The sequence below is a fragment of the Arthrobacter glycogeni genome, from assembly GCF_054510815.1.
In genome coordinates this window covers 1-21,379 of record NZ_JBTNDV010000018.1, presented here as the reverse complement: position 1 = coordinate 21,379, position 21,379 = coordinate 1, and the positions used below count along the sequence as shown (strand labels likewise).

Genomic DNA, 21,379 nt, shown 5'->3' with positions numbered 1-21,379 from the left:
TCTGTCCGCCATGGACACCAAGACCCTCAGGAGGACGCTTGCTTAGCGCTATTGGCCGGGCTTTCCGGACGCCAGACTTGCGGCGCAAGCTGTTGTTCACGCTTGGAATCATCACCATCTTCCGGATGGGTGCCTTCATTCCCGCACCGGGTGTCGATTACGGCAATGTTCAGCAATGCTTGCAGCTCGGTAATACGGAGGGCGGCCTCTACGAGTTCGTGAACCTCTTCAGCGGTGGCGCGCTCCTCCAGGTGTCTATCTTCGCGTTGGGTATCATGCCCTATATCACTGCGAGCATCATCACCCAACTTCTCCGCGTGGTCATCCCGCGGTTCCAGGAATTGCACCAGGAAGGCGCGCAGGGGCAGTCCACTCTGACCCAGTACACGCGTTACCTCACCATCGCCCTGGGCTTGTTGAACGCCACCACCCTTGTCTCGCTGGCGCGATCCGGCGCTTTGCTAGGGGATTGCCCGGTGCCGATCATCCCCGACGACAGCATCATCACCGTGCTCCTGCTTATCATCACCCTGACTGCAGGCACGGGCCTCATCATGTGGATGGGTGAGCTGATCACCGAGCGCGGCGTCGGCAACGGCATGTCGTTGCTCATCTTCACGGCTATCGCCGCAGGGTTCCCCACCTCATTAGGTGAGATCCTCCGGACCCAAGGCTGGACGGTGTTCCTGGCTGTCATTGCCATCGGTCTGGTGGTTGTCGCGTTGGTGATCTTCGTTGAACAGTCTCAACGGCGAATCCCGGTGCAGTACGCGAAACGCATGGTGGGGCGCCGCACCCTCGGCGGAAGCAGCACTTACATCCCGATCAAGGTCAACATGGCTGGTGTCATCCCGGTGATCTTCGCATCGTCGATGCTGTACCTGCCCACCCTGATTGCTCAGTTCAACACCCCGACCGATGGGCAGACGCCGCCGCCGGAATGGGTCAACTTCATCACCACTTACCTCGCGAACGGTGACCACCCGCTGTACATGGCGCTCTACTTCGCCATGATCGTTTTCTTCACCTACTTCTACGTAGCAATCACGTTCAATCCGGATGAGGTGTCCGACAACATGAAGAAATACGGCGGATTCATTCCAGGCATCCGTGCAGGCAGGCCAACGGCTGAGTACCTGCAGTATGTGCTGTCCCGCATCACCCTTCCTGGCGCGATCTATCTGGGCCTGGTCGCACTGATCCCGTTGATCGCCCTCGTGCTGATCAACGCAAACCAGAACTTCCCCTTTGGCGGTGTCTCAATCCTCATCATGGTGGGTGTTGGACTCGAAACGGTGAAGCAGATCGACGCTCAGCTTCAGCAGCGTCACTACGAAGGGTTACTGCGATGACACGCATGCTCATCATCGGACCTCCCGGATCCGGTAAAGGCACCCAGGCAGCACGAATCTCCGAGCGGCTGGGCGTCGTCGCCATCTCCACCGGTGACATCTTCCGCGACAATGTGAAGCACGAAACCCCGCTGGGCCTGGAAGCGAAGAAATACATGGACGCGGGAGACTTCGTTCCCGATAGTGTCACCAACTCAATGGTGAGGGATCGACTCAAGGACGACGACGTCCGGGAGGGGTTCCTTCTTGACGGGTATCCGCGCACCGCCGCGCAGGTTACCGAACTGGACGAGATATTGGCCCAGAACGAGCTCGCCCTTGACGCTGTCCTGCAATTGACGGCGCCGGACGAGGAGCTGGTGCGCCGGCTGACCGGCCGTGCGGAGCTCGACGGTCGCAGTGATGACAATGAGAAGGTCATCCGGCACCGTCTGGACCTGTACCACGAGCAGACCGAGGGCGTTGTCTCCCAGTACGAGGGACGCGGCATCGTGAAGCGTGTCGATGGCATCGGTGCGATCGACACGGTGACTGAGCGCGTGGTCACTGCCCTGAACGGTTCACGGTAATTTAGATGTTCCGTCAGTCGAAAGTCGAGTACAAGACCAATCAGCAAATGCGTACCATGCGGCAGGCTGGGCTGGTTCTGTCTGCGGCCCTCGACGAGGCGGTCGCGGCGGCAGCCGTGGGCGTGAGCACTCGGGAGCTGGACGGGGTGTTCGCCGGCCTCCTGAAAGCGTCCGGTGCGACGTCCAACTTCCTGGGCTATCACGGGTTCCCCGCATCCATCTGCGCTTCAGTGAACCATGAGGTGGTTCACGGCATTCCTGGTGACTATGTGCTGCAGGACGGAGACATCCTCTCCATCGATGGCGGGGCCATCGTGGATGGGTGGCATTCCGATTCCGCTCGCTCCGTCATTGTGGGGCGTGTCCGGTCCGAAGATCAGCGTCTCTCCAATGCGACTGAGTCAGCCATGTGGCACGGCATCGCCGCCCTTGCTGGGGGCCGGCATGTTGGGGACATCGGCAACGCCATTGACGATTACGTTTCGGGGCTCGACGGCGACCCCCTCGGCATCCTGCAGGACTATGTTGGGCACGGCATCGGCACAGCGATGCACCAGCCGCCGGACGTTCTCAACTACAGGAGCGGGCACCGCGGACCGAAGATCCGTCCAGGCCTGTGTCTGGCGATCGAACCCATGCTAGTTCTCGGCAGCCTTGAGACAACGTTGCTGGATGACGACTGGACAGTGGTCACAACCGACGGCAAGCGAGCATGCCAATGGGAGCACACGGTTGCGGTGCACGACGGCGGCATCTGGGTGCTGAGCGCCGAAGACGGGGGAGCTGCGAAGCTTCAGCCCCTCGGTGTCACGCCCGTTCCGCTGGCCTAGGTCCTCCGGACCTGAAAGATTTAACTTTTCCCTACTCGTAGCGTAGAGTTGGCTGTTGGTTGTCTCTACTCCTGTGCCCATTTAGGGTGCCGACGTGTGCACGATCTGGTGACCCGGATCTGTTGCTGCGGTGGAAGTAGACCAACGATCACCATCCCAACCGTCCGCCGCGAAAGTGGTGGGCATCGACGTTAGCGGAGGATATGGCCAAGAAAGACGGTGTCATTGAGATTGAAGGCACTGTGAACGAGGCTCTGCCCAACGCGATGTTCCGCGTTGAGCTGGCCAACGGACACATTGTCCTCGCCCACATCTCGGGAAAAATGCGTCAGCACTATATCCGGATCCTCCCGGAGGACCGGGTAGTAGTGGAGCTTAGCCCTTACGACCTCACCCGAGGCCGTATCGTCTACCGCTACAAATAAGGAATTCTCCCATCCTGACTCAGGGTAGGGAGTGTAGTTACAGCACAATCTGCAAACAACGCAAAGGAAAACCATGAAGGTCCAGCCGAGCGTCAAGCGGATCTGCGATAAGTGCCAGGTGGTTCGCCGCAAGGGCAACGTACTCGTGATCTGCGAAAACCCGCGCCACAAGCAGCGTCAGGGCTAACGTCTTTCTCTTACCGAGGAGTACAGCCCACACGCAGCAGCAGTAAACCCATACAAGCAGAGCAGTTCCCCCGTTTTGAGGGAGCACACCCCCGGGCACGGAGGCCGGGGAGCTGAGTTTCTCAGCAGGCCGCTCTGTTTCAGACCTCCAGTAACACCAAAGGAGAACCGCCACTATGGCACGTCTCGCTGGCGTAGACATTCCCCGCGAAAAGCGGGTAGTGATAGCGCTTACCTATATCTATGGCGTGGGCAAGACCCGTGCAGACAAGACGTTGGCAGAAACCGGGATCAGCCCGGACACCCGCGTCAAGGACCTCAGTGACGCGGAGTTGCTGCAGCTGCGTGACTACATCGAAGTCAACTACAAGGTCGAAGGTGACCTCCGCCGTGAGGTAGCCGCCGATATTCGCCGGAAGGTGGAAATCGGAAGCTATGAAGGCATTCGGCACCGCCGTGGTCTTCCAGTGCGCGGACAGCGCACGAAAACCAACGCGCGTACCCGTAAGGGTCCAAAGCGGACCGTCGCAGGCAAGAAGAAGGCCGCGCGCTAACTCTGGCTGCCCCTTGAAGTGACCGGCTAGCGCTCGTCGCATCAAGCAACTTCGCCAAGGCCTCTCATACAGGCCCGGCACCTCACCCATCACCTTTCGTAGGAGAAGTAATGCCCCCCAAGACTCGTGGAGCGGCACGTAAGCCGCGTCGCAAGGACAAGAAGAACATCGCGCTCGGACAGGCGCACATCAAGAGCACGTTCAACAACACCATCGTGTCCATCACGGATCCCTCAGGCGCAGTTATCTCCTGGGCCTCCGCTGGTGAAGTTGGATTCAAGGGCTCCCGCAAGTCAACTCCGTTCGCCGCGCAGATGGCTGCTGAAGCCGCCGCAAAGCGTGCACAGGAACACGGCGTGAAGAAGGTCGACGTTTTCGTTAAGGGCCCAGGCTCAGGACGAGAAACGGCAATCCGCTCGCTGCAGGCCACCGGCCTTGAGGTTGGCTCCATCCAGGATGTCACCCCCAGTGCTCACAACGGTTGCCGGCCGCCGAAGCGTCGCCGCGTCTAATTAGCTTTCCCGGTGCGGATGCCGCCCTGTGTCAGGTCCCAGTACCTGGGCTCACGCAGGGCGGCGTTCGACACCGACCTCAAAGCTAATAAGCGTTGCTTGCTAGCTGTCCCTTTCCACCATTTGTGTTGCGTCATATAGCGGATGCTCCCTGAAAGGAAATGTAAGTGCTTATTGCACAGCGCCCCACCCTGACTGAAGAAGTCGTCGCCGATAACCGTTCACGGTTCGTCATCGAGCCGCTGGAGCCCGGTTTCGGCTACACCCTCGGAAATTCGCTCCGCCGCACCCTGCTCTCATCGATTCCAGGTGCGGCTGTTACCAGCATCCGCATCGACGGCGTGCTGCACGAATTCACCACGGTGCCGGGTGTCAAGGAAGATGTCACTGAGATCATCCTGAACATCAAGAACCTCGCGGTGTCCTCCGAGCACGACGAGCCAGTCGTTGCCTACCTGCGCAAGCAAGGTCCCGGCGTCGTTACCGCTGCGGACATCGCACCGCCAGCCGGGGTCGAGTTCCACAACCCTGATCTTCACATTGCTACCCTGAACTCGAAGGGTAAGTTCGAGCTTGAGCTGACCATCGAGCGAGGCCGCGGCTATGTGTCGGCGTCCCAGAACAAGTCCGGTGACTCTGAGATCGGGCGCATCCCGGTCGACTCGATCTACTCGCCGGTCCTGAAGGTCACCTTCCGGGTCGAAGCGACTCGTGTTGAGCAGCGCACCGACTTCGACCGTCTGATTGTGGACGTCGAAACCAAGGACGCTATCGCCCCCCGCGATGCAGTGGCTTCGGCCGGTACCACCCTGGTGGAGTTGTTCGGTCTCGCCCGCGAGTTGAACACCGCAGCCGAGGGTATCGAGATTGGTCCGTCGCCTACCGACGCTGCCCTGGCAGCCGACATGGCGCTTCCGATCGAAGATCTGGAGTTGACTGTCCGGTCGTACAACTGCCTCAAGCGCGAGGGCATCCACACCGTGGGTGAACTCGTCGCCCGGTCCGAGGCTGATCTGATGGACATTCGTAACTTCGGTGCCAAGTCCATCGATGAGGTCAAGGCGAAGCTCGTCGAGCTGGGTCTGTCCCTGAAGGATTCCCCTCCAGGGTTCGATCTTGCGGCCCGCGCAGCAGCCATCGAAGAGGACGACGCCGCATACGGCGACGACGAGCTCTAACAACGTTAGAAAGACCCGTCTGCCGCTGGAAAGCGGCGGACGGGACCACTTAGAGGAGAAACAATCATGCCCACACCAACAAAGGGCCCACGTCTTGGAGGCGGTCCGGCGCACGAGCGCCTGATGCTCGCCAACCTGGCCGCCTCACTGTTCGAGCACAAGCGCATCACCACCACGGTGACCAAAGCGAAGCGGCTCCGTCCCTACGCAGAGCGCCTGATCACATTCGCAAAGAAGGGCGACCTGGCCTCACGCCGTCGTGTCCTTGGCGTCATCAGCAGCAAGAGCATCGTCCACGAGCTGTTCACCGACATTGCTCCTGCCGTTGCAAACCGCGAAGGTGGCTACACCCGCATCACCAAGATCGGTAACCGCAAGGGCGACAACGCTCCGATGGCAGTCATCGAATTGGTCCTCGAACCAATGTCGGCGAAGCAGTCGGTTGTCGCCGAGGCTGAGCAGTCAAAGGTCAACGCAGCGCCGGTCGTGGCGGACTCGCCTGAGTCGGCGGATTCACCGGACTCGCCTGAGTCGGCGGATTCCGTAGAGTCGGCTCCTTCGGCCGACGACGTCGCTGCTGAGGATACCAACATCAGCGCCGAGGCCGGCGCCGATGAGGTTGTTGTCGTCGAAGAAGGAACCACCGAGGACGACGGCAAGAAGTAATTCTTCCGCCCTCTTTAGCACCATGACCGACCAAAAGCCCGCTGTCCTCCATGAGGACAGGGGGCTTTTGCGTGTGCGCCTTGATCTGGCGTACGACGGCGGGCCCTTCTCCGGGTGGGCACTACAACCCGGGCTACCCACGGTTCAGGGGGTTATCGAGGCCGGACTGGAGACGTTGTTCAGGCGTCCGGCCCGGCTAACCGTCGCCGGTCGAACCGATACTGGGGTGCACGCCCGCGGCCAGGTAGCTCATGTGGACGTCACCCCGGGGGAGTGGGACGCGCTCAGACGCGGTCAGGAGTTATCGTCCGAAATGGCAATGCAGCGGCGGCTGGGCGCCACGATCAGCCGGGAACTCGAAAAGGCCGATCGTCGCCGGCACCAGGTTCCCGCCGTCGTCGTCCTCAAGGTGGCCCTGGCGCCTCCGGGGTTTGACGCACGATTCTCCGCACTGTGGCGCCGGTACAGCTACCAGATCGCCGACCGTCTGAAGCTCCGGGACCCGTTGACCCGAGGCGTCACGTTGTGGCACCCCGAGGAGCTGCAGGTTGACCGGATGAACGACGGCGCCCTGCGGCTCCTCGGGCTGCAGGACTTCCGCTCCTTCGCCAAACCCCGGCCCGGAGCGACGACAGTTCGCGAGCTACAACGCTTCGACTTCGAGCGGGCTGATGGGGGAGTGATCACCGCGACCGTACAAGCCGATGCTTTTTGCCACAACATGGTGCGCGGGTTGATTGGTTCTACTTTGCGGGTGGGTGTGGGGGAGAAGGAGCCGGCCTGGCTGCTCGAACGGTTGCATGCCCGCAACAAGGAAGCGCGTTCGGTGCTGGCCGCCCCACACCCGTTGGTGCTCGAGGAAGTCCGGTACCCCGACGACCATGCCATCGGTTCCCGGGCGGAGGAAACCCGTGCCCGACGGGACGGCCGAGTCCGGGAATGACGGTCCTAGCCGAAGGCCATGAGGGCGGCGAAGCAGGCCAGGATCATCGGGGGGCCGAAAGGGAAGACCGAACGCGCCGACGCCTTTGTCAGGACGAGCAGCATCGCACTGACGATGCCGCCGAGGACAAAGCCGCCCAGCGTCGTCGCCAACCAGGCGGTCATTCCGGCATAGCCGCTATACAGGCCGAGCACTGCTGCAAGCTTCACGTCCCCCATGCCGAGGCTTCCCGGTGAGACTAGAGCTAGGACAAGGTACAGGCCAAACATGGCCGCACCACCGATGGCTGCTTCGCCCAGCCGGCCCCAGTCCCTGGACAGAACGCAGGCCAATGCCAGCAGGACCACCGCAGCGACCGCGAATGGCAGCAGCAGCGCATTCGGCAACAGGCGGGTTCGCAGGTCAATCGTCGCCAGCACCACGCCAAAGACCGTCAGCAGCAGATACGCGGGTGTCTCCGGAGCCCACCCGAACCGCCACAGGACCACCACGCTGAGCAGGATAGCCAGCCCAGCGGCCAGCACCTTCACGGGGGCTGGTAGGGCCCTGACGGTGGGTTTCTTCATGAGCGGCTTATCGACCGGCGGAGGCGGGAGCGCGGGATACGGAGGTGGGGAGGGTGACGGTGAACTTCGTGCCGGTTCCTGGCGAGCTAGCGCACTGAATCGTGCCGCCATGGCCTTCGACAATGGCTTTGGTGATGGCCAGGCCCAGCCCCACCCCGGGAATAGCTGATTCGCGGACGTTGTGGGCACGGAAGAACCTCCCGTAGATCAGCTTCGTCTCATCCTGGGTCATGCCGATCCCCGAGTCCTCCACCTCCAACAGGACCATGTCCTTGCCAGCACGCGCCCTAATGGTGACGTCCCCGCCGTCGGGCGAGTACTTAATCGCGTTGGAGAGCAGGTTGTCCACCACCTGGCCCATGCGCAGGGGGTCGGCGATGGCCCACAGTCGCTCCGGCACCTCCGACACCAGGTTGATTCCGGCGTTCTCGGCGTGGGTTCGGGCAGAGCGCAACCGGGAGGTCAGTAACTCCGACAGCTCTGTCGGCTTGGCCTGCAGGTTCATCGATGCCGATGCGGCCGAGAGCAGGTCGGACACCAGAATGGAGAGCCGCTCAGCGTTCCGCCGGGCCACACTCAGCGATTCCCGAGCCGCAGGGGTGAGGGTGTCGGGCGCCTCAAGGACGAGATCAAGATGGCCAAGGATAGAGGTGAGCGGGGTGCTGAATTCGTGCGTCACATTGGCGACGAAGTCTTCCTTGGCCGTCAGCGCTTTCACCAGGTCTGTCACGTCGTTGAAGACGATCACCGAGCCGGTGAACTCGCCGCCGAGATCAGTCATGGGCCGGGCCGCAGTCGATACCGCGCGTTGGGACTCGCCATCACTGAGCCAGAGCAGATTATTCGAGAAGGACTCGCCATCAGTTGCCCGGCGGATTGGGTGCCGTGCTGCGGGCAGCGGCGCGGAGCCTTTGCTGCCGGAGAACCTGAGCTCGGAGCAGTCCTCGGGCGACGCAGTAGTCCGTTGGAACAGTTGCTGCTGCCGGTTGGTCAGCAGCACCTTGCCCTCTGTATCGATGGCGAGGACGCCGACGTCGACAGTGTCCAGAATGGCGGTCAGCAGCCGTTCGCGGACGCTGACCTCGGCCTCAAGTTGAAGCACTTCCACTGCCTTGCGGTCCAGCTCCAACCGCTGCATGCGCACCTGTAACCCGAAGACCCGCACGATCAGGAAAAGGGCAAGTGCCATGGTGGGCAGCAAAAGCGTCTCCACCAGAAGCGAGTAGGTAGTGCTGAAGGCCATCAGCTGCGGAAAAGCCACAATGACAAATGGTCCAACAAAGGTCAGGATTCCGCTAATCACCGGCATTAGCCCCGAGGCGGCGAGCCAGATCACCGGAAAAGCGGCAAGAGCGCCCAGTCCCGGAAGGATATCAACAGCACCGTTCCGGAATAGGCCAATGGCGACGAAGTCCAGGATCGGAATGGCAAGGATCGCAGCCTCCGGTAAGCGCTGCCACGGAATGATCAGACATCCCGCGAACAGGACAACATGCAACAGCAATCCTGAAAGAAAAAGCCTGCTGTGGAGCAGCTCCGGATTCAGTAGCGGTGCAGTTCCGGCGATAACGGCAACAGCAACCGCGAGCGGCAATTGATACATTGCCGCTCGTCCGCGCAGCCCTAGACGGCGCCCGAACCGGTCGGTTGCGAGCAGCCAGAACTGCTCAGGCACAGTCAACCTTCCGGAACCAATGCGAGAGTATTCGATTATCGGCTTCCCCATGCCGCGAGAGGTGCATGGCCCCATTATCTCCCGCTCAGGAATAATGCCTACCACCCAGCGAAAAGTTTCGCGAATTGATGCGAAGCCGACATGGGAACTGGCAGGCGAAAAGGACCTGACTGGATCAACGAGTATGCTAGGGAACTGAACAAACGTATGGTGAAATACGGAGGATGGATCCTTAATCAGCGCAACGGCCTCGCAGCCTGACGAGCGATAAATAGGGAATGAGATATGAGCGATCCCGGAGTAGCAGTAGTTATCGAAGACGATGCTGACGTGCGCAACCTGGTTGATGCAGTCCTCACCCAGTCGGGATTTGAGGTTCATTCGGCGGGTTCAGGCCGCGAAGGTGTTGAACTGGTGGGCAAGTACAACGCGGCAATAGTCACCCTTGATGTAGGGCTCCCGGATATCGACGGGTACGAGGTGCTCCGCAGGATCCGACAGAGAAGCAACTGCTACGTGCTGATGCTGACCGCCCGCACGGACGAACTGGATACCCTCACAGCGTTGCAGTCTGGTGCCGATGATTTCATCACCAAGCCGTTTCGTCCCCGGGAACTGAGAGCGCGGGTCGCTGCGATGCTTCGCCGGCCCAGGGGCGAGGACGAGGGCTCAGCTACCCCACCGGCCCCGACCAGTCCCGACGACAGCGAGCCGGGAGTGCTGCAGCACAACGGTCTGGCGCTGAATCACGAAACCCGGACTGCGACGCTGACGGGCGACAAGCTCAGCCTGACCCGCAGCGAGTTTGATCTGCTGCATGATCTGCTGCGCAGCGCCGGATCGGTGCGCACCAAGGCGAATCTGGTGCGGGTAGTGAGGGGCCACCACTACCGGGATGATGCCTACATCAGCGACGCCGACGAGCGCGCAGTGGAGGTCCATATGGGAAACCTTCGCCGGAAATTGGGGGAGGACTCCCGGGAGCCAAAGTGGCTATTGACTGTCCGCGGGGTGGGGTACCGGCTGGCGCCCAAACGGGACTAGTCCAGGTCGAGCCTATTCGCGGGAGGACTTGGAGCAAAGCACGAGTTCGCGGATCGTCTGGAGACCGCAGGCCTGGACAAACGGCAGCGCGTCGACAGCCTCATCCAGGTCATCAAGGCGAATCAGTTCCTCAAGGCTCGCTGCCAGGCTGGCCAGTCGAGCGGCGCCGACCATCGTGGAGGTGGTTCGGACGCTCAGTACAGCTTCCAGTGCCGCGTCACGGTCGCGGCGCCTCACCGTATCAGCGAGTTTCACATATCGTTCGTCCCACACGTGGATGAAGTCCGCGACAAACGAGGTTACGGCCGACGGGTTCTCGAGCTGATCACCCAGTGCCCGGAGGGTGTTCTGGTCGACGAGGGGGACCCGCCTCCTCGGCGGATCAATCACGGGCAGCACTGTACTTGTAGTGCGGACGGGTCCGCCACCGTGATTATCGTTGTCACCGCCTTACGCACGGCGTAGTTTCCGGGGTTCATTCCCCGAGGATACGTCCATCGGTCCACTTGCGGGCGATAGCTCTCCGTACCCTGCGTAAAAGCTGCGGCTTTGCGGTCCGCTTGATCAGGGTTGGGCGGTGGTGGTGGCCTAAACTGTGATGATGACCCCCCATCGCTCTTCGGTCCCGACCGACGGCAATTTTGCGCGCCGGGCACAGGCAGGATTGAGCGAGACCCTCGATGCGCTGCCAGTCGCGGTGGCAGTCCTTACCGTCGACGGCATGATTTCCGCGGTTAACCGGGAGTGGGAGCGATTTGTTCAACCTTTCGGTGAAGTCTCACCTGTCCTTAGGGCCGGCATGTCTTATACCTCGGCGTGTGAGGAGGCGGTCAGCAACGGGGACGCGGCTGCGATGCGGATCGGTCGGGGCCTCGCTGCGGTTCTGGAGGGGGAGGAACAGAACGTAGCCTTCGAGTACCCGTTGCGAGGTGGCGAGCGTTGGCTCCGTTCCCGGATTTGTAGGAATGCCAGCGGGGCGCTGGTCATCACTCACGTGGACATCACGACGCAAGTGCTTGGGCGGCAGGAAGTCTACTTTCAGGCGTCCCTGCTGGACGCCGTCGGGCAATCGGTTATTGCTATCGACCTGAATGGCCGAATCAGCTACTGGAACAATGCCTCAGTTCACATGCTGGGGTGGCGTGCAGAGGACGCGGTTGGTCGCCATTTCTCCGATCTTGCTCTGTTTGAGAGCGGCTCCAGAGCATCCGCCATTATCGACCAGGTTTCAGCCGGCGAGCCGTGGGCGGGGGATCATTGGGCCACGCACCGCGACGGCAACCGGCTGGCGGTCCATTCCACCGTGACGCCCCTGTATGGCGAGGCCGGGGAGGTGGTTGCGGTCATCGATGTGTCTACCGATATCACCGAGTCCCAGCAGGCTCAAGCGGAAATGGGTCGACTGTCGTCCCTGGTTCAGTTTTCCAACGACGCCATCAACGGGGCGACACTCGACGGAATTATTACGAGCTGGAATGCCGGTGCTGAGACGATATATGGCTATTCGGCCAAGGAAGCGATTGGCAGAAGCGTTCTCATGCTCTCGCCGGCGGAGCGATCCGCTCCGGACGAGGAGTTGCGCGACCGGCTCCGGCGTGGGGAACCGGTCAATGGCCACTTAGTCCAGGGAATGCGCAAAGACGGAACCGTGCTGGATATTTCCCTGACTTTGTCACCAATGTATGACGAGTCGGGTTTGTTGGTCGGTTCGTCGGCGGTCGCCCGGGATGTCTCCGAGATCAACAGGCTCCGCGCCGCCTCCGAGCTGGAGAGGGATCGCCTTGCCGCTGCGCAGGAGATGGCCCATGTCGGTTCGGTGGAGTGGGATGTGCTGGCCGACCGGGTCTGGAGGTCTGACGAGTACTGCAGGATCCACGGGCTGCCGGTGACCTCGGAAAGCATGAGGGGGCCGCTGCTGCACGCGGTCCATCCTGATGATCGGGACCGCGTGAGCCAGATCTGGCAGGGTCTGTTGGCTCACGGCACCTCGACCGATTTCACTTACCGCGTGGAATTACCAGATGGGAGTCTTCGCTGGATCTTTGCGAGGGCCACGCTTGAACGTGACGACGACGGCGAGCCCCTCAAGATGCGGGGGACTGCGCTGGATATCACCGAACGGAAGCTCGGGGAGCAAGCCTTGGAACGGCTAGCGTTCCAGGACCCGCTGACAGGTCTGGCCAATCGTGCCTTCCTGGCGGAGAGTATCGAGCAGGCAATTGTCGACTGCGAGGGGAGAGGTACCCAGGTGGGAGTGCTGTTCCTCGACGTCGACCGCTTCAAGGTGATCAATGACGGACTGGGTCACGCTGCCGGGGACAGCCTGTTGGTCCAGTTGGCGGCGCGATTGTTGGCGGCCGTGCGACCGGAAGACACCTTGGCGCGCTTTGCCGGTGACGAGTTCGTCATTGTGTGCGCGGACATGTCTGGAGACAGCGCCCAGAAGCTGGCCCGCCGGATTCGCGCCGCCGTACAAGCCCCTTTCGAGCTATTGGAGCGGGAGGTATTTGTTGATGTGAGTATCGGCATCGCGATTTCCCGTTCTGGCGATACCCCGGAGACTCTGCTCCGCAACTCCGACGCCGCCATGTATCGGGCTAAGGGAGGCGGGCTGAAGGAGGCAATCGTCTTCGACGAGGCAATGCACCGGCAGGCGAAGCTGCGCCTGGCGGTGGAATCCGAACTCCCGCGTGCTATTGAACGAAACCAGCTGGAGGTCCATTATCAGCCGGTGATGGACGTGGCGAGCGGTGAGCCGATCGGATTTGAGGCGCTGCTGAGATGGCAGCATCCCGAGCATGGGTTGGTTGGTCCCGACTCGTTCATTCCCGTTGCCGAAGAAACTGGTCAGATTGTGCCCATCGGACTGTGGGTGCTGAATCAGGCGATCCGGCAGATTCAGCGTTGGAGGACCGATGTTCCTGATGCCGCTAATTGGCGGATTGCGGTGAATCTTTCGGCGCGGCAGCTTCAGGACCCGGGGCTTCATGACGCCGTCGCTGAGGCGATGCGGTCCGCAGGAATTGAACCACACGCCCTGGTGCTGGAAATTACCGAGTCAGTGCTCATGGATGACGCAGATCAATCCCTGAAGACCCTGACGAAGTTGCGGAGCCTTGGAGTAGGTATAGCCGTCGACGATTTCGGCACAGGATACTCGTCGCTGAGCTATCTTAAACGCTTCCCTGTCACTGCCCTGAAGATCGACAGATCCTTCACCGAGTGTCTCGGCGGGGACGATGCGGATGCCGGTCCCATTGTGGAGGCGATCGCTGCGATGGGGCGGGCACTGGGTCTCCGGGTGGTCGCCGAAGGGGTAATGACGCGTGAGCAGCTGAACGAAATCGCCCGCCTGCAGGTGCAGTTCGCCCAGGGGTACCTCTGGTCCCCGGCGATGCCAGCGGGTCAAGTTCCGGACTGGTTTGCGGGGCACCGCGCACGGGTGGCTACGCGGTAGGTCAGCCGAGGGTTTCGAACACGTTGATTGCCGCGGGCCCGAGCAAAACCATAAACAGCACGGGCAGAATGCAGACCATCAGCGGGAACAGCACCTTGACCGGAATCTGCATCGCCTTCTCTTCGGCCCGCTGGCGCCGTTTCAATCTCATCTCGCTTGCCTGAACCCGAAGCACACTGGAAATTGAGATGCCGTATCGGTCGGCTTGCACAATTGCATTCACAAAGCGTCGAAGGTCTGGAGCCTTCGTCCGGGCGAGCAAAGCAACATAGGCGTCGCGTCGCCCCATCCCTAGTTGCATGTCCTGGAGGGTACGAACGAGCTCCGCTGCGAGCGGACCCTTCCCGTTTTGACCTGCGCGCGCCATGGCCGAGTCGAATCCAAGCCCAGCTTCCACCGCAATCGTCATTTGGTCCAGAGTGTCGGGAAGTTCCAATGCGATGGCGGCTTGCCGCTCGGTCCCCTTGCTGTAGACCAGCAGGTCTGGGACAAAGTAGACGACGGCCGTAACAGCGACTGCCAGAAGCAGGCTCTTAGGGGAAGGTGCACTGCCGACGTAAAGAAAGCTCAAAATGATCGCTGCTGAAACCAGCATGATCTTCGCGGTTATGAGGCGCCTGAGAGGCCATTTTGGCGGACGCCCAGCAAGGGCCAACTGACGGTCGAGCTTGGCTACTAGCCGATCCGGCGTGAACCTTCCCGCAACTGCTTCCAATTTGCCATTCGTACGTTTTTTCGCCTTCGTCTCCCTCGCGATTCCCCGACGCAAGTTTTCCTGAATCTCTTTTTTGTGAGGCGACCGCTGGCCAACGAGAGACCACCCGAGCAACGGCAATGCCAAGGCGATCGCCAAAGTTCCGAGGAGCGTGGTGAGTGGCATGTTATTTTTTCTTCCCGAGTTCCCGACTTACATTCGATGACACTTCAGAATTTGAAGGAGACAACCTTTTTCATCCACAGGCCTCCCACAAGAAGCAGGACTGCCGAAATCCCCATTATTAGATATCCAACAGGGTGCTGGAAAAGGGGGTTCATATAGCCCGGGCTGACAACCATAAGGATCCCGGCCATCGCAAATGGAAGCCCCATTAAAATATAAGCTGACAGCTTGCCCTCTGCGCTAAGCGATTCCACCTGACGACGGATCTGGTTTCGCTCCCGGATGGTTTGCCCCACCTGATCGAGTACAGTCGCGAGGTTCCCACCCACCTCGCGGTGGATAGCGATTGCCTGAGCAACCCAGGAGAAGTCTTCAGACTTCATTCGACCCGCTGCATCGTCGAGCGCGTCGCCCAAGTCTCGACCTAGTCTGGTCTCATTGATGATCCGGGTGAACTCCTCGGTCGTAGGTGCCTCCGAGTCAGCTGAGACAGCATCGATGGCACGCAGCAGGCTGTGCCCAGCCCTTAGCCCGCCAGCCAACAACTGCAAAGTGTCGTCCAACTGATCGGCGAACTGCTTCCGCCGACGCGTCGTGAGTAGACCGAGGCCAACCTTCACCAGAATAGGCACGGCTATGGCGAGCAGGATGGCAACGAAGGGATCAAAAAGAATCAAGCCGATGCATGCGGCAAGTACCGCGCCCACACCTGTAAGCACTACGAAGTCGGCGGGGCGAATTTTCAATCCGGCGTCCTCAAGCTTTCCGGCGATCCCTGCCATGAGGTTGCGGTTTTTGAGGAGGCTATCCACCACACCGGTCGTCAGGGACGCCAACTGCGTTAGCTGGATAGATGACGGGGTCGCAGTTGTCTTGGTCCGGTTCAATGCGTTGCGCGGTTTGCGGGGGATGAGAACAAGGAAGATTGCGGAGGCAATAGCCGCGAAGCACGCCACTATCCCAAAGAGGAGTTGTGTGATCGGAGGCTCAGGCGTCACCGGTCATTCCTCCCGCTATTGGGGGAGCCGAACACACTGGGCGAGAGCTCAATCCCAAGATCTCTGAACCGGTCCGTGAACTTTGGTCGAACCCCTGTCGCCACTGGCGCCCCTAAGAACCGTCCGTTTGAGTCAACTCCGGCGCTGTAGTCAAACACAAAAGCGTCTTGGAGGGTGACAATCTCGCCTTCCATGCCCTGCACTTCAGTAACATGCGTAACCCGCCTCGTGCCATCGCGTAGTCGGGTCAGTTGAACAATCACATCGACCGCTGCGGCAATTTGTTCGCGGACCGCGCGGAGGGGAAGATCCATTCCCGCCATGAGTACGAGGGTCTCCAGACGGGCGATTGCGTCGCGGGGGGAATTAGAGTGCACTGTGGATAGCGAGCCATCATGGCCAGTGTTCATCGCTTGCAACATATCGAGGGTCTCGCCGCCGCGGACCTCGCCGACGACGATTCGGTCTGGACGCATTCGCAGTGAGTTGCGCACCAGATCCCGGATGGTTATCTCACCCTTGCCCTCAATGTTGGTTGGTCTGCTCTCAAGCCTCACCACGTGGTCCTGCTGCAATTGCAATTCCACGGCGTCTTCGATCGTGACAATTCGCTCCCCTTCGGGGATGAAAGAAGACAGCACATTCAGCAGAGTGGTCTTACCAGTGCCGGTGCCTCCTGAGACGATGATATTCAATCGTGCCTTGACGCACGCATCAAGGAGTTCGGCCATATTAGGCGACAACGTTCCAAAACCTATCAGGTCGTGAACCTGGAACGGGTCCGTAGCGAACTTACGAATGGTCAGGGATGATCCATTGACGGCCAAGGGAGGGATAACGGCATTCACTCGTGACCCATCAGCTAGGCGGGCGTCAACGAGCGGTGAAGATTCATCAATTCGTCGTCCTACGCGTGAAACAATCCGTTCGATGACCTTGCGGAGGTGTTCCTCCGACGCAAACCTCACTCCGCTACGGGTCAGTTTCCCATTGTGCTCGACGTAAATCATGTTCGGGCCGTTGACCATGATCTCGGTGACGTCTTCGTCGTCGAGCAAGTGCTGAAGCGGACCATAGCCCAGCACGTCGTCGCTTACTCCGCGGATGAGGCGCTGGCGCTCCTCCTTCGACAGGGGGACTTCCTCCTCTTCGACCACCTGGGTGAGCTCCTCCTGCACCAAGGCGTGCAGTTGCTCCTCCGTCAGTGCGGAGTCGAGCAGCCTGTTCCCCAGGCGCTCAAACAGAATGGTTCCGGCTCGGTCTTTAAGCTTGGCCAATGCATCCCGCGCTGGCGCGGCGGGGGCCGCTACCGTCTTGTTGTTGCGCGGCGTCGCATCATGCGTGGCAGCCTCCTTATCGTCTGAGATCCGCTGTGGATCCGGTGCAGTGCGCTCCGCCCGTGTCAACGGGGCTGACGATGCTCCTACCGGTCGACGTGCTGCTTCCAGACGCTCAGCTAGGTTCATGATTTTCCTCCTCGATGACGTCCCTTAGCCTTCGTGCTCGTGATGACGGGCGGTGCGAAACGGAGGAGAAGCTTCCTTAGGGCCTTTGATGCGGGATCCCGCTTCTTCCCCTGCAGAAGGGGTGATCCTTGATTGGTTGAAACGCGGATCGGCCGAGAGGGAGGAATCACGACGTCTACTCTGGCTCCAAGCGTGGTCTCGACATCTGCCAGCGTCAACCCATCTCGTTGGTCTGCGCTGTTCAGCACAATATGACGAGTGATCGGTGTGAGTCCCAACTCCCGCAGCACGTCAAGTTCTTTCTTCAGTCCTCGGACGCTGGGAACGTCCATGCCGCTGACGAAAACGTAGTCGGTTGCTTTATCCAGTGCAGCAAGCGTGTGGTCTGTGAGGCCTGGGGACGTATCGATTATCACGTAACGATACTGGCTGGCTAACTGGTCCAGCAGATGGGACACGTCCTCGCCCGTTACCTGATCGGCGGAGTCGGGTAGGTTCGGAGCGCAGAGGGCAAACAGGCCGGTTGGGTGAGCGCTCAGGAATGACTTCAACACCATGGTGTCTCGACGGGCTGGCCCGTGGACTGCGTCCGTTACTGAATGGTCGGGGGTGATTGAGAGTGAACTCGCGACGTCGCCGAATTGTAGGTCGAGATCAACAAGCACCGTGGCGTGGGGAGCACTGGCAGCGAGCCCCACTGCGAGATTGCTCGCCACGGTCGTCTTACCGGCCCCGCCCTTGGGCGATACCACGGCAATAACCCGACCGTTCGACGAACCACCGGTTTCACCGGAGGACAAGCTCGCTGCCCGGCGACGAATCGCGGCACTGCGGGTTGCTCGATGAAGCAGGACGCTCAGGTCCGCGACATCAGCTTCGGGCTCAACTACGTCCCGAATTCCCGCACGCATGGCGCTAAGGACAATCGTAGGAGAAGGCGTTGTAGCCAAAAGTACACTCACTTCAGGATGCTGCACCTCGAATTCGTCAGCGAGAAGCAGAGCATCGTCGAGAGGTACCCCAGGTCCGAGAATGAGGACGTCGAGAAGGCGAGGGTCTGGAAGCTGGTCGACTAGTTCCTGGGCGCCAGAAGGGAAACTGGATCCGAGCCAGGCATGAATCTCACCTTCGAGGGCCCCCGATGCAGCGTCCTGAAGTCGCTGTTGAAAGTCAGGCGCGGTGGTGACGATCGCATAGCGGCTCATTCGTAGATCTCGTCGCTTGTTACTGGGCGAGTGCCATCTTCGGTTGCAGTCGCCGGTTCCTTTGAGAGCCAAACTCTGCCGAATTCTTGACCATAGATGATTTTCTCCGCGTCGGGGGCAGCGCGAGCCACCGTGACCAGAACGCTCCCGGCTGGAATTGGCGTGGACGAGGGTGTGCCTGTTTCTTCAACCGGCGCTGGTAAGCCTTGAATGTTCGTCACCAGCACTTTATGTAACGTTAGGTACGTCACCGCCAAAGGGTTGACTTCGCCGCCTCCATCCAGGGATATGAAGATACCCACTGTGTCGCCAGCTTTAATCTGTCCGCCGACTGCCCTTTGCGGTTCGAGCAGGATTGTGACCTCTTGCATACCTTCTGGCACTTCAACTCGCTGTTCTTCGTCAAGCTCGGCCGGATCCATGAACCTTGTGCTCAGAACCTGTTCGCCGGATACCAATTCCACACTCGTGACCAGACCGGCGACCTCCTCCACTGTGGCTATCGCGTCAGCCGGAACCACTTTGGCCGGTACCGACTCGACGCTGACAAAGTCGAGGAGGCTTTCGGCAGCAGTACCTTCGGGCACTGACAAACCGTCCCGTACAACCAAAACAGTCTGGGTTTCAGTTCCTTCCAAAGCTCGGCTCTCGGCAGTGCCGACGTATTGCACTAGCAGGACAGTGCCAATTATGGCTAGCAGGACAGCGGCAATGGCCCCTATGACTCGGCTCTTCACGGTGTATCTCCTACTGGCTCAGCGTGACGAAGAAGGCGTTCAATTCGTCTCCACCAAGTTCTTCGACGCCGAAAGACTCCAGATCCTCAAGAGATACCAAGGTGATGAACTTTCCTCTAATTCCGGCGGCCGCTTGCTCTGGATGCTTGTCGTTCGGCCAGCTGTGGGCGGTGACGTAGAAAGCGGCGAAGCCATTGATCACGTATTCGACGTTGTTTCCGGTGCCCGACTTCTGAACGTAGACGGGCAGCAGGATGGTTTTCCCATCAATGTCGCAGTTTTGCGGTGCGCTCTTGCCTGGCTGTCCTGCGATGATTTGGTCAACGTCGACAGACGCACTACAGCTTTTCCTATCTGCCTCCTCCAGCCATCCGAAGGCTCCCGGAAGCGTCTTTCCTCTCGAATCCGTGCAAGTGGAATTCACCGTAATCCAGATTTCCTGGTCAGACGGCGTTTGGTCGAAGAGGCATTTAGGCGCGGTGAAGGGGAACACCGTCGCTTTTGAGGGGCTACCCCACGATGCGCGAGCGGTTGCGCCTACTTTAGAGGAATCGATGCCCAGAATTGGTGCAAACCAGAACTGAACGGCTGAGTCGCCGTCGGGCGTTAGCGTAGTGGTTCGGACGGTGACGGAATTGGCTACCGTCAGATCGACCGCCGCACCCGCAAAGCCGTCATTGGCGTTACTGCCTGCCAAACTCGTGGCAGTTGCTCCGGCCAGGGTCGCGTCACACTGGTTCTGGTATGCGCATTCTTGCGCAATGGCGAGGGCGGCGGCATCTGCTCCACTCTGTAGTTGCGCACGTTCCGCGTAGACCAGGCCTATGTCAATCACCAGGGCGGCCATCCCCAGTACCAGCACCATTATGAGCGCGCTCATAACGGCAATCGCGCCGTCCTCGTTTTTGCCTAGCCGCCGCACCGCATCACGCCTTTCCCGGTTAGAGACACGGCATCAGCGAAGAGTCCGGATATCAAGTCCACCGAATAGGTCACTATGACAGTGGTTTCAGTGGCGCTGTCACAGGAAGACACGCTCACTTGGCTGGCCGATAGAGCAGGCAGCAGGCCAGGTGCTGAAAGAATTGCAGCGGCTACGGCTACATCGGCGTCCTTCTCAATAGCCATGACCCGGACGGCTTCACGGGCGGCCGAGGTGACCTGCAGTTGAGTATTGTAGACGCGCCCGAACTCTACGATCCCGAACAGCACCAGCAACAACGCGGGGACCACCAGCGCAAATTCGACCGCGGCCGCGCCTGACTCGGATCGGAAGCGTTGCATGGCATGTCCTTAGGCGATAAGGACGAAGCAGCGACGCGAACGCCGCTGCTTCATCCACTTCATGGCAAACCTCTTTGGGCTTGCGCACTTTTGCTAGTTATGGTGCTGCAGGCGCTGCTGGTACCGCAGGCAGGATGCTAGTGAATGCTGCCTGGAGCTGGGGGCCGAAAACAGCCATCAGTGTGACGATGACGACGGCAAGAAGACCTACGAGCAGGCCGTACTCGACTGCAGTTGCTCCGGTTTCTTCGCGGCGGAGGCGTTCGGTGGCTTTGATGCCGAGGACGTGGAGGGTGGCAAAGAGAGAGACCATGTGTTGCTCCTGGGGAGATGCGAGAGACGGATGCGCCGGATCCTTACCGCCGCTGGGTAGAAAGTAGCATTAGCAAACTCCCCAAAACGAACGATTTCTCTATCCTGTGGAAAGGTTGCGCTGAGTCTGTTCCCTGGTGCGCAAACCCTTCGGAAAATGGACCAATCAATGGCCTAAAACTGCGCCAGAACGGCGGGAAGCCCCGATGCTCGTGGCCGAGGTCCCACCCCGCCATGGTGTGTCCCACGACCGCCATCCATGAGCTTCTTAGAATGTCAGAGGGGCCTGAAACAATGTTTGCATGGACGGAAGCGCAGCTCCAGCGTTGATTTGGAAGGGATTTCCCCTCCCGGTGACGGCTCAACGTGGAGCATTTAGCGCCGGGTCCGGCACCGTTCCGGGGTCCTACCGTGTTCCGGGGGTTGGGGCTGTCGCTGATGGTGGGACCCGGGTGTTGCTCGACGCTTTGAAGGCACTGAGGCCGGCTATGACCTCCGCGGGGTTGATTGATCAGCTCCGTGGCTTGGAGGATCTCAAAT

General features: G+C 60.3%; 23 protein-coding genes and 1 pseudogene. 13 read left to right on the top strand and 11 right to left on the bottom strand.

What is annotated here, in order from left to right:
- The first annotated feature begins 38 nt into the window (after nucleotides 1-38).
- From secY to ACX80G_RS15865, 10 genes are all read left to right on the top strand, one after another.
- Complete coding sequence (gene secY / locus ACX80G_RS15910) at nucleotides 39-1,352, top strand: preprotein translocase subunit SecY (RefSeq protein WP_459308890.1); 1,314 nt, start codon at nucleotides 39-41, stop codon at nucleotides 1,350-1,352.
- Complete coding sequence (locus tag ACX80G_RS15905) at nucleotides 1,349-1,921, top strand: adenylate kinase (RefSeq protein ID WP_459308888.1); 573 nt, start codon at nucleotides 1,349-1,351, stop codon at nucleotides 1,919-1,921. The genes secY and ACX80G_RS15905 overlap by 4 nt, the downstream gene beginning before the upstream one ends.
- A 5-nt stretch (nucleotides 1,922-1,926) precedes the next feature.
- On the top strand, nucleotides 1,927-2,751 hold the full coding sequence (map, locus tag ACX80G_RS15900) for a type I methionyl aminopeptidase (protein ID WP_459308887.1): 825 nt from the start codon (nucleotides 1,927-1,929) through the stop codon (nucleotides 2,749-2,751).
- Nucleotides 2,752-2,954: 203 nt separating this feature from the next.
- Nucleotides 2,955-3,176 carry a translation initiation factor IF-1 gene (gene infA / locus ACX80G_RS15895; RefSeq protein ID WP_019481515.1) on the top strand — a complete coding sequence of 74 codons (222 nt, stop codon included), beginning with the start codon at nucleotides 2,955-2,957 and terminating at the stop codon, nucleotides 3,174-3,176.
- 73 nt (nucleotides 3,177-3,249) lie between these two features.
- A complete protein-coding gene (rpmJ, locus tag ACX80G_RS15890; protein ID WP_024475611.1) occupies nucleotides 3,250-3,363 on the top strand; it encodes a 50S ribosomal protein L36 in 114 nt (37 codons plus the stop codon).
- A gap of 175 nt (nucleotides 3,364-3,538) precedes the next feature.
- Nucleotides 3,539-3,916, top strand: a complete 378-nt coding sequence (gene rpsM / locus ACX80G_RS15885; protein WP_459308885.1) for a 30S ribosomal protein S13 — start codon at nucleotides 3,539-3,541, stop codon at nucleotides 3,914-3,916.
- Between the two features lie 110 nt (nucleotides 3,917-4,026).
- Nucleotides 4,027-4,428, top strand: coding sequence for a 30S ribosomal protein S11 (rpsK, locus tag ACX80G_RS15880; protein ID WP_459308884.1), 402 nt, complete (start codon nucleotides 4,027-4,029; stop codon nucleotides 4,426-4,428).
- Nucleotides 4,429-4,595: 167 nt separating this feature from the next.
- The gene (locus ACX80G_RS15875) at nucleotides 4,596-5,606 is read left to right on the top strand and encodes a DNA-directed RNA polymerase subunit alpha (RefSeq protein ID WP_299167092.1); all 1,011 of its coding nucleotides are present in this window, start codon (nucleotides 4,596-4,598) and stop codon (nucleotides 5,604-5,606) included.
- Between the two features lie 66 nt (nucleotides 5,607-5,672).
- On the top strand, nucleotides 5,673-6,272 hold the full coding sequence (rplQ, locus tag ACX80G_RS15870) for a 50S ribosomal protein L17 (protein ID WP_459308883.1): 600 nt from the start codon (nucleotides 5,673-5,675) through the stop codon (nucleotides 6,270-6,272).
- A gap of 22 nt (nucleotides 6,273-6,294) precedes the next feature.
- Entirely contained in the window at nucleotides 6,295-7,215 is a 921-nt protein-coding gene (locus ACX80G_RS15865; protein ID WP_459308881.1) for a tRNA pseudouridine synthase A, read from the top strand.
- 5 nt (nucleotides 7,216-7,220) lie between these two features.
- Here ACX80G_RS15865 and ACX80G_RS15860 read toward each other — a convergent pair whose 3' ends face one another.
- Together ACX80G_RS15860 and ACX80G_RS15855 are read right to left on the bottom strand one after the other, a co-directional pair.
- A complete protein-coding gene (locus tag ACX80G_RS15860) occupies nucleotides 7,221-7,781 on the bottom strand; it encodes a prepilin peptidase (protein ID WP_459308879.1) in 561 nt (186 codons plus the stop codon).
- Between the two features lie 7 nt (nucleotides 7,782-7,788).
- Complete coding sequence (locus ACX80G_RS15855) at nucleotides 7,789-9,456, bottom strand: sensor histidine kinase (RefSeq protein WP_459308877.1); 1,668 nt, start codon at nucleotides 9,454-9,456, stop codon at nucleotides 7,789-7,791.
- A gap of 285 nt (nucleotides 9,457-9,741) precedes the next feature.
- Here ACX80G_RS15855 and ACX80G_RS15850 point away from each other — a divergent pair, with 285 nt between their 5' ends.
- Entirely contained in the window at nucleotides 9,742-10,500 is a 759-nt protein-coding gene (locus tag ACX80G_RS15850) for a response regulator transcription factor (RefSeq protein WP_459308875.1), read from the top strand.
- A 12-nt stretch (nucleotides 10,501-10,512) separates the two neighbouring features.
- On the opposite strand, the gene ACX80G_RS15845 is transcribed toward ACX80G_RS15850, so the two are convergent.
- Nucleotides 10,513-10,890, bottom strand: coding sequence for an Hpt domain-containing protein (locus ACX80G_RS15845; protein ID WP_459308873.1), 378 nt, complete (start codon nucleotides 10,888-10,890; stop codon nucleotides 10,513-10,515).
- Nucleotides 10,891-11,101: 211 nt separating this feature from the next.
- Between ACX80G_RS15845 and ACX80G_RS15840 the strand changes: the two genes are divergently transcribed.
- Nucleotides 11,102-13,957 carry an EAL domain-containing protein gene (locus ACX80G_RS15840; protein WP_459308871.1) on the top strand — a complete coding sequence of 952 codons (2,856 nt, stop codon included), beginning with the start codon at nucleotides 11,102-11,104 and terminating at the stop codon, nucleotides 13,955-13,957.
- Between the two features lies 1 nt (nucleotide 13,958).
- Here ACX80G_RS15840 and ACX80G_RS15835 read toward each other — a convergent pair whose 3' ends face one another.
- The 8 genes from ACX80G_RS15835 to ACX80G_RS15800 all read right to left on the bottom strand — a co-directional run bounded on the left by ACX80G_RS15835 (nucleotide 13,959) and on the right by ACX80G_RS15800 (nucleotide 20,840).
- Nucleotides 13,959-14,837, bottom strand: coding sequence for a type II secretion system F family protein (locus ACX80G_RS15835; RefSeq protein WP_459308870.1), 879 nt, complete (start codon nucleotides 14,835-14,837; stop codon nucleotides 13,959-13,961).
- Between the two features lie 44 nt (nucleotides 14,838-14,881).
- Nucleotides 14,882-15,835: a type II secretion system F family protein gene (locus ACX80G_RS15830; protein WP_459308869.1), complete on the bottom strand. Its 954-nt coding sequence runs from the start codon at nucleotides 15,833-15,835 to the stop codon at nucleotides 14,882-14,884.
- Nucleotides 15,832-17,301, bottom strand: coding sequence for a TadA family conjugal transfer-associated ATPase (locus ACX80G_RS15825; protein WP_459308868.1), 1,470 nt, complete (start codon nucleotides 17,299-17,301; stop codon nucleotides 15,832-15,834). Before ACX80G_RS15825 ends, ACX80G_RS15830 begins: the two co-directional genes overlap by 4 nt.
- On the bottom strand, nucleotides 17,298-18,278 hold the full coding sequence (locus tag ACX80G_RS15820) for a CpaE/TadZ family protein (protein ID WP_459308866.1): 981 nt from the start codon (nucleotides 18,276-18,278) through the stop codon (nucleotides 17,298-17,300). The genes ACX80G_RS15825 and ACX80G_RS15820 overlap by 4 nt, the downstream gene beginning before the upstream one ends.
- Before the next feature lie 224 nt (nucleotides 18,279-18,502).
- Nucleotides 18,503-19,243 carry a Flp pilus assembly protein CpaB gene (locus ACX80G_RS15815; protein ID WP_459308864.1) on the bottom strand — a complete coding sequence of 247 codons (741 nt, stop codon included), beginning with the start codon at nucleotides 19,241-19,243 and terminating at the stop codon, nucleotides 18,503-18,505.
- Between the two features lie 10 nt (nucleotides 19,244-19,253).
- Nucleotides 19,254-20,165, bottom strand: a complete 912-nt coding sequence (locus ACX80G_RS15810) for a pilus assembly protein TadG-related protein (RefSeq protein ID WP_459308862.1) — start codon at nucleotides 20,163-20,165, stop codon at nucleotides 19,254-19,256.
- Nucleotides 20,153-20,527 (bottom strand): TadE/TadG family type IV pilus assembly protein, encoded by a 375-nt coding sequence (locus ACX80G_RS15805; RefSeq protein ID WP_459308860.1) that lies wholly within the window; start codon nucleotides 20,525-20,527, stop codon nucleotides 20,153-20,155. The genes ACX80G_RS15810 and ACX80G_RS15805 overlap by 13 nt, the downstream gene beginning before the upstream one ends.
- A 97-nt stretch (nucleotides 20,528-20,624) precedes the next feature.
- Nucleotides 20,625-20,840 (bottom strand): Flp family type IVb pilin, encoded by a 216-nt coding sequence (locus ACX80G_RS15800; protein ID WP_459308859.1) that lies wholly within the window; start codon nucleotides 20,838-20,840, stop codon nucleotides 20,625-20,627.
- Nucleotides 20,841-21,141: 301 nt separating this feature from the next.
- Here ACX80G_RS15800 and ACX80G_RS15795 point away from each other — a divergent pair.
- Nucleotides 21,142-21,379, top strand: a pseudogene (locus ACX80G_RS15795) (HNH endonuclease); the annotation flags it as partial.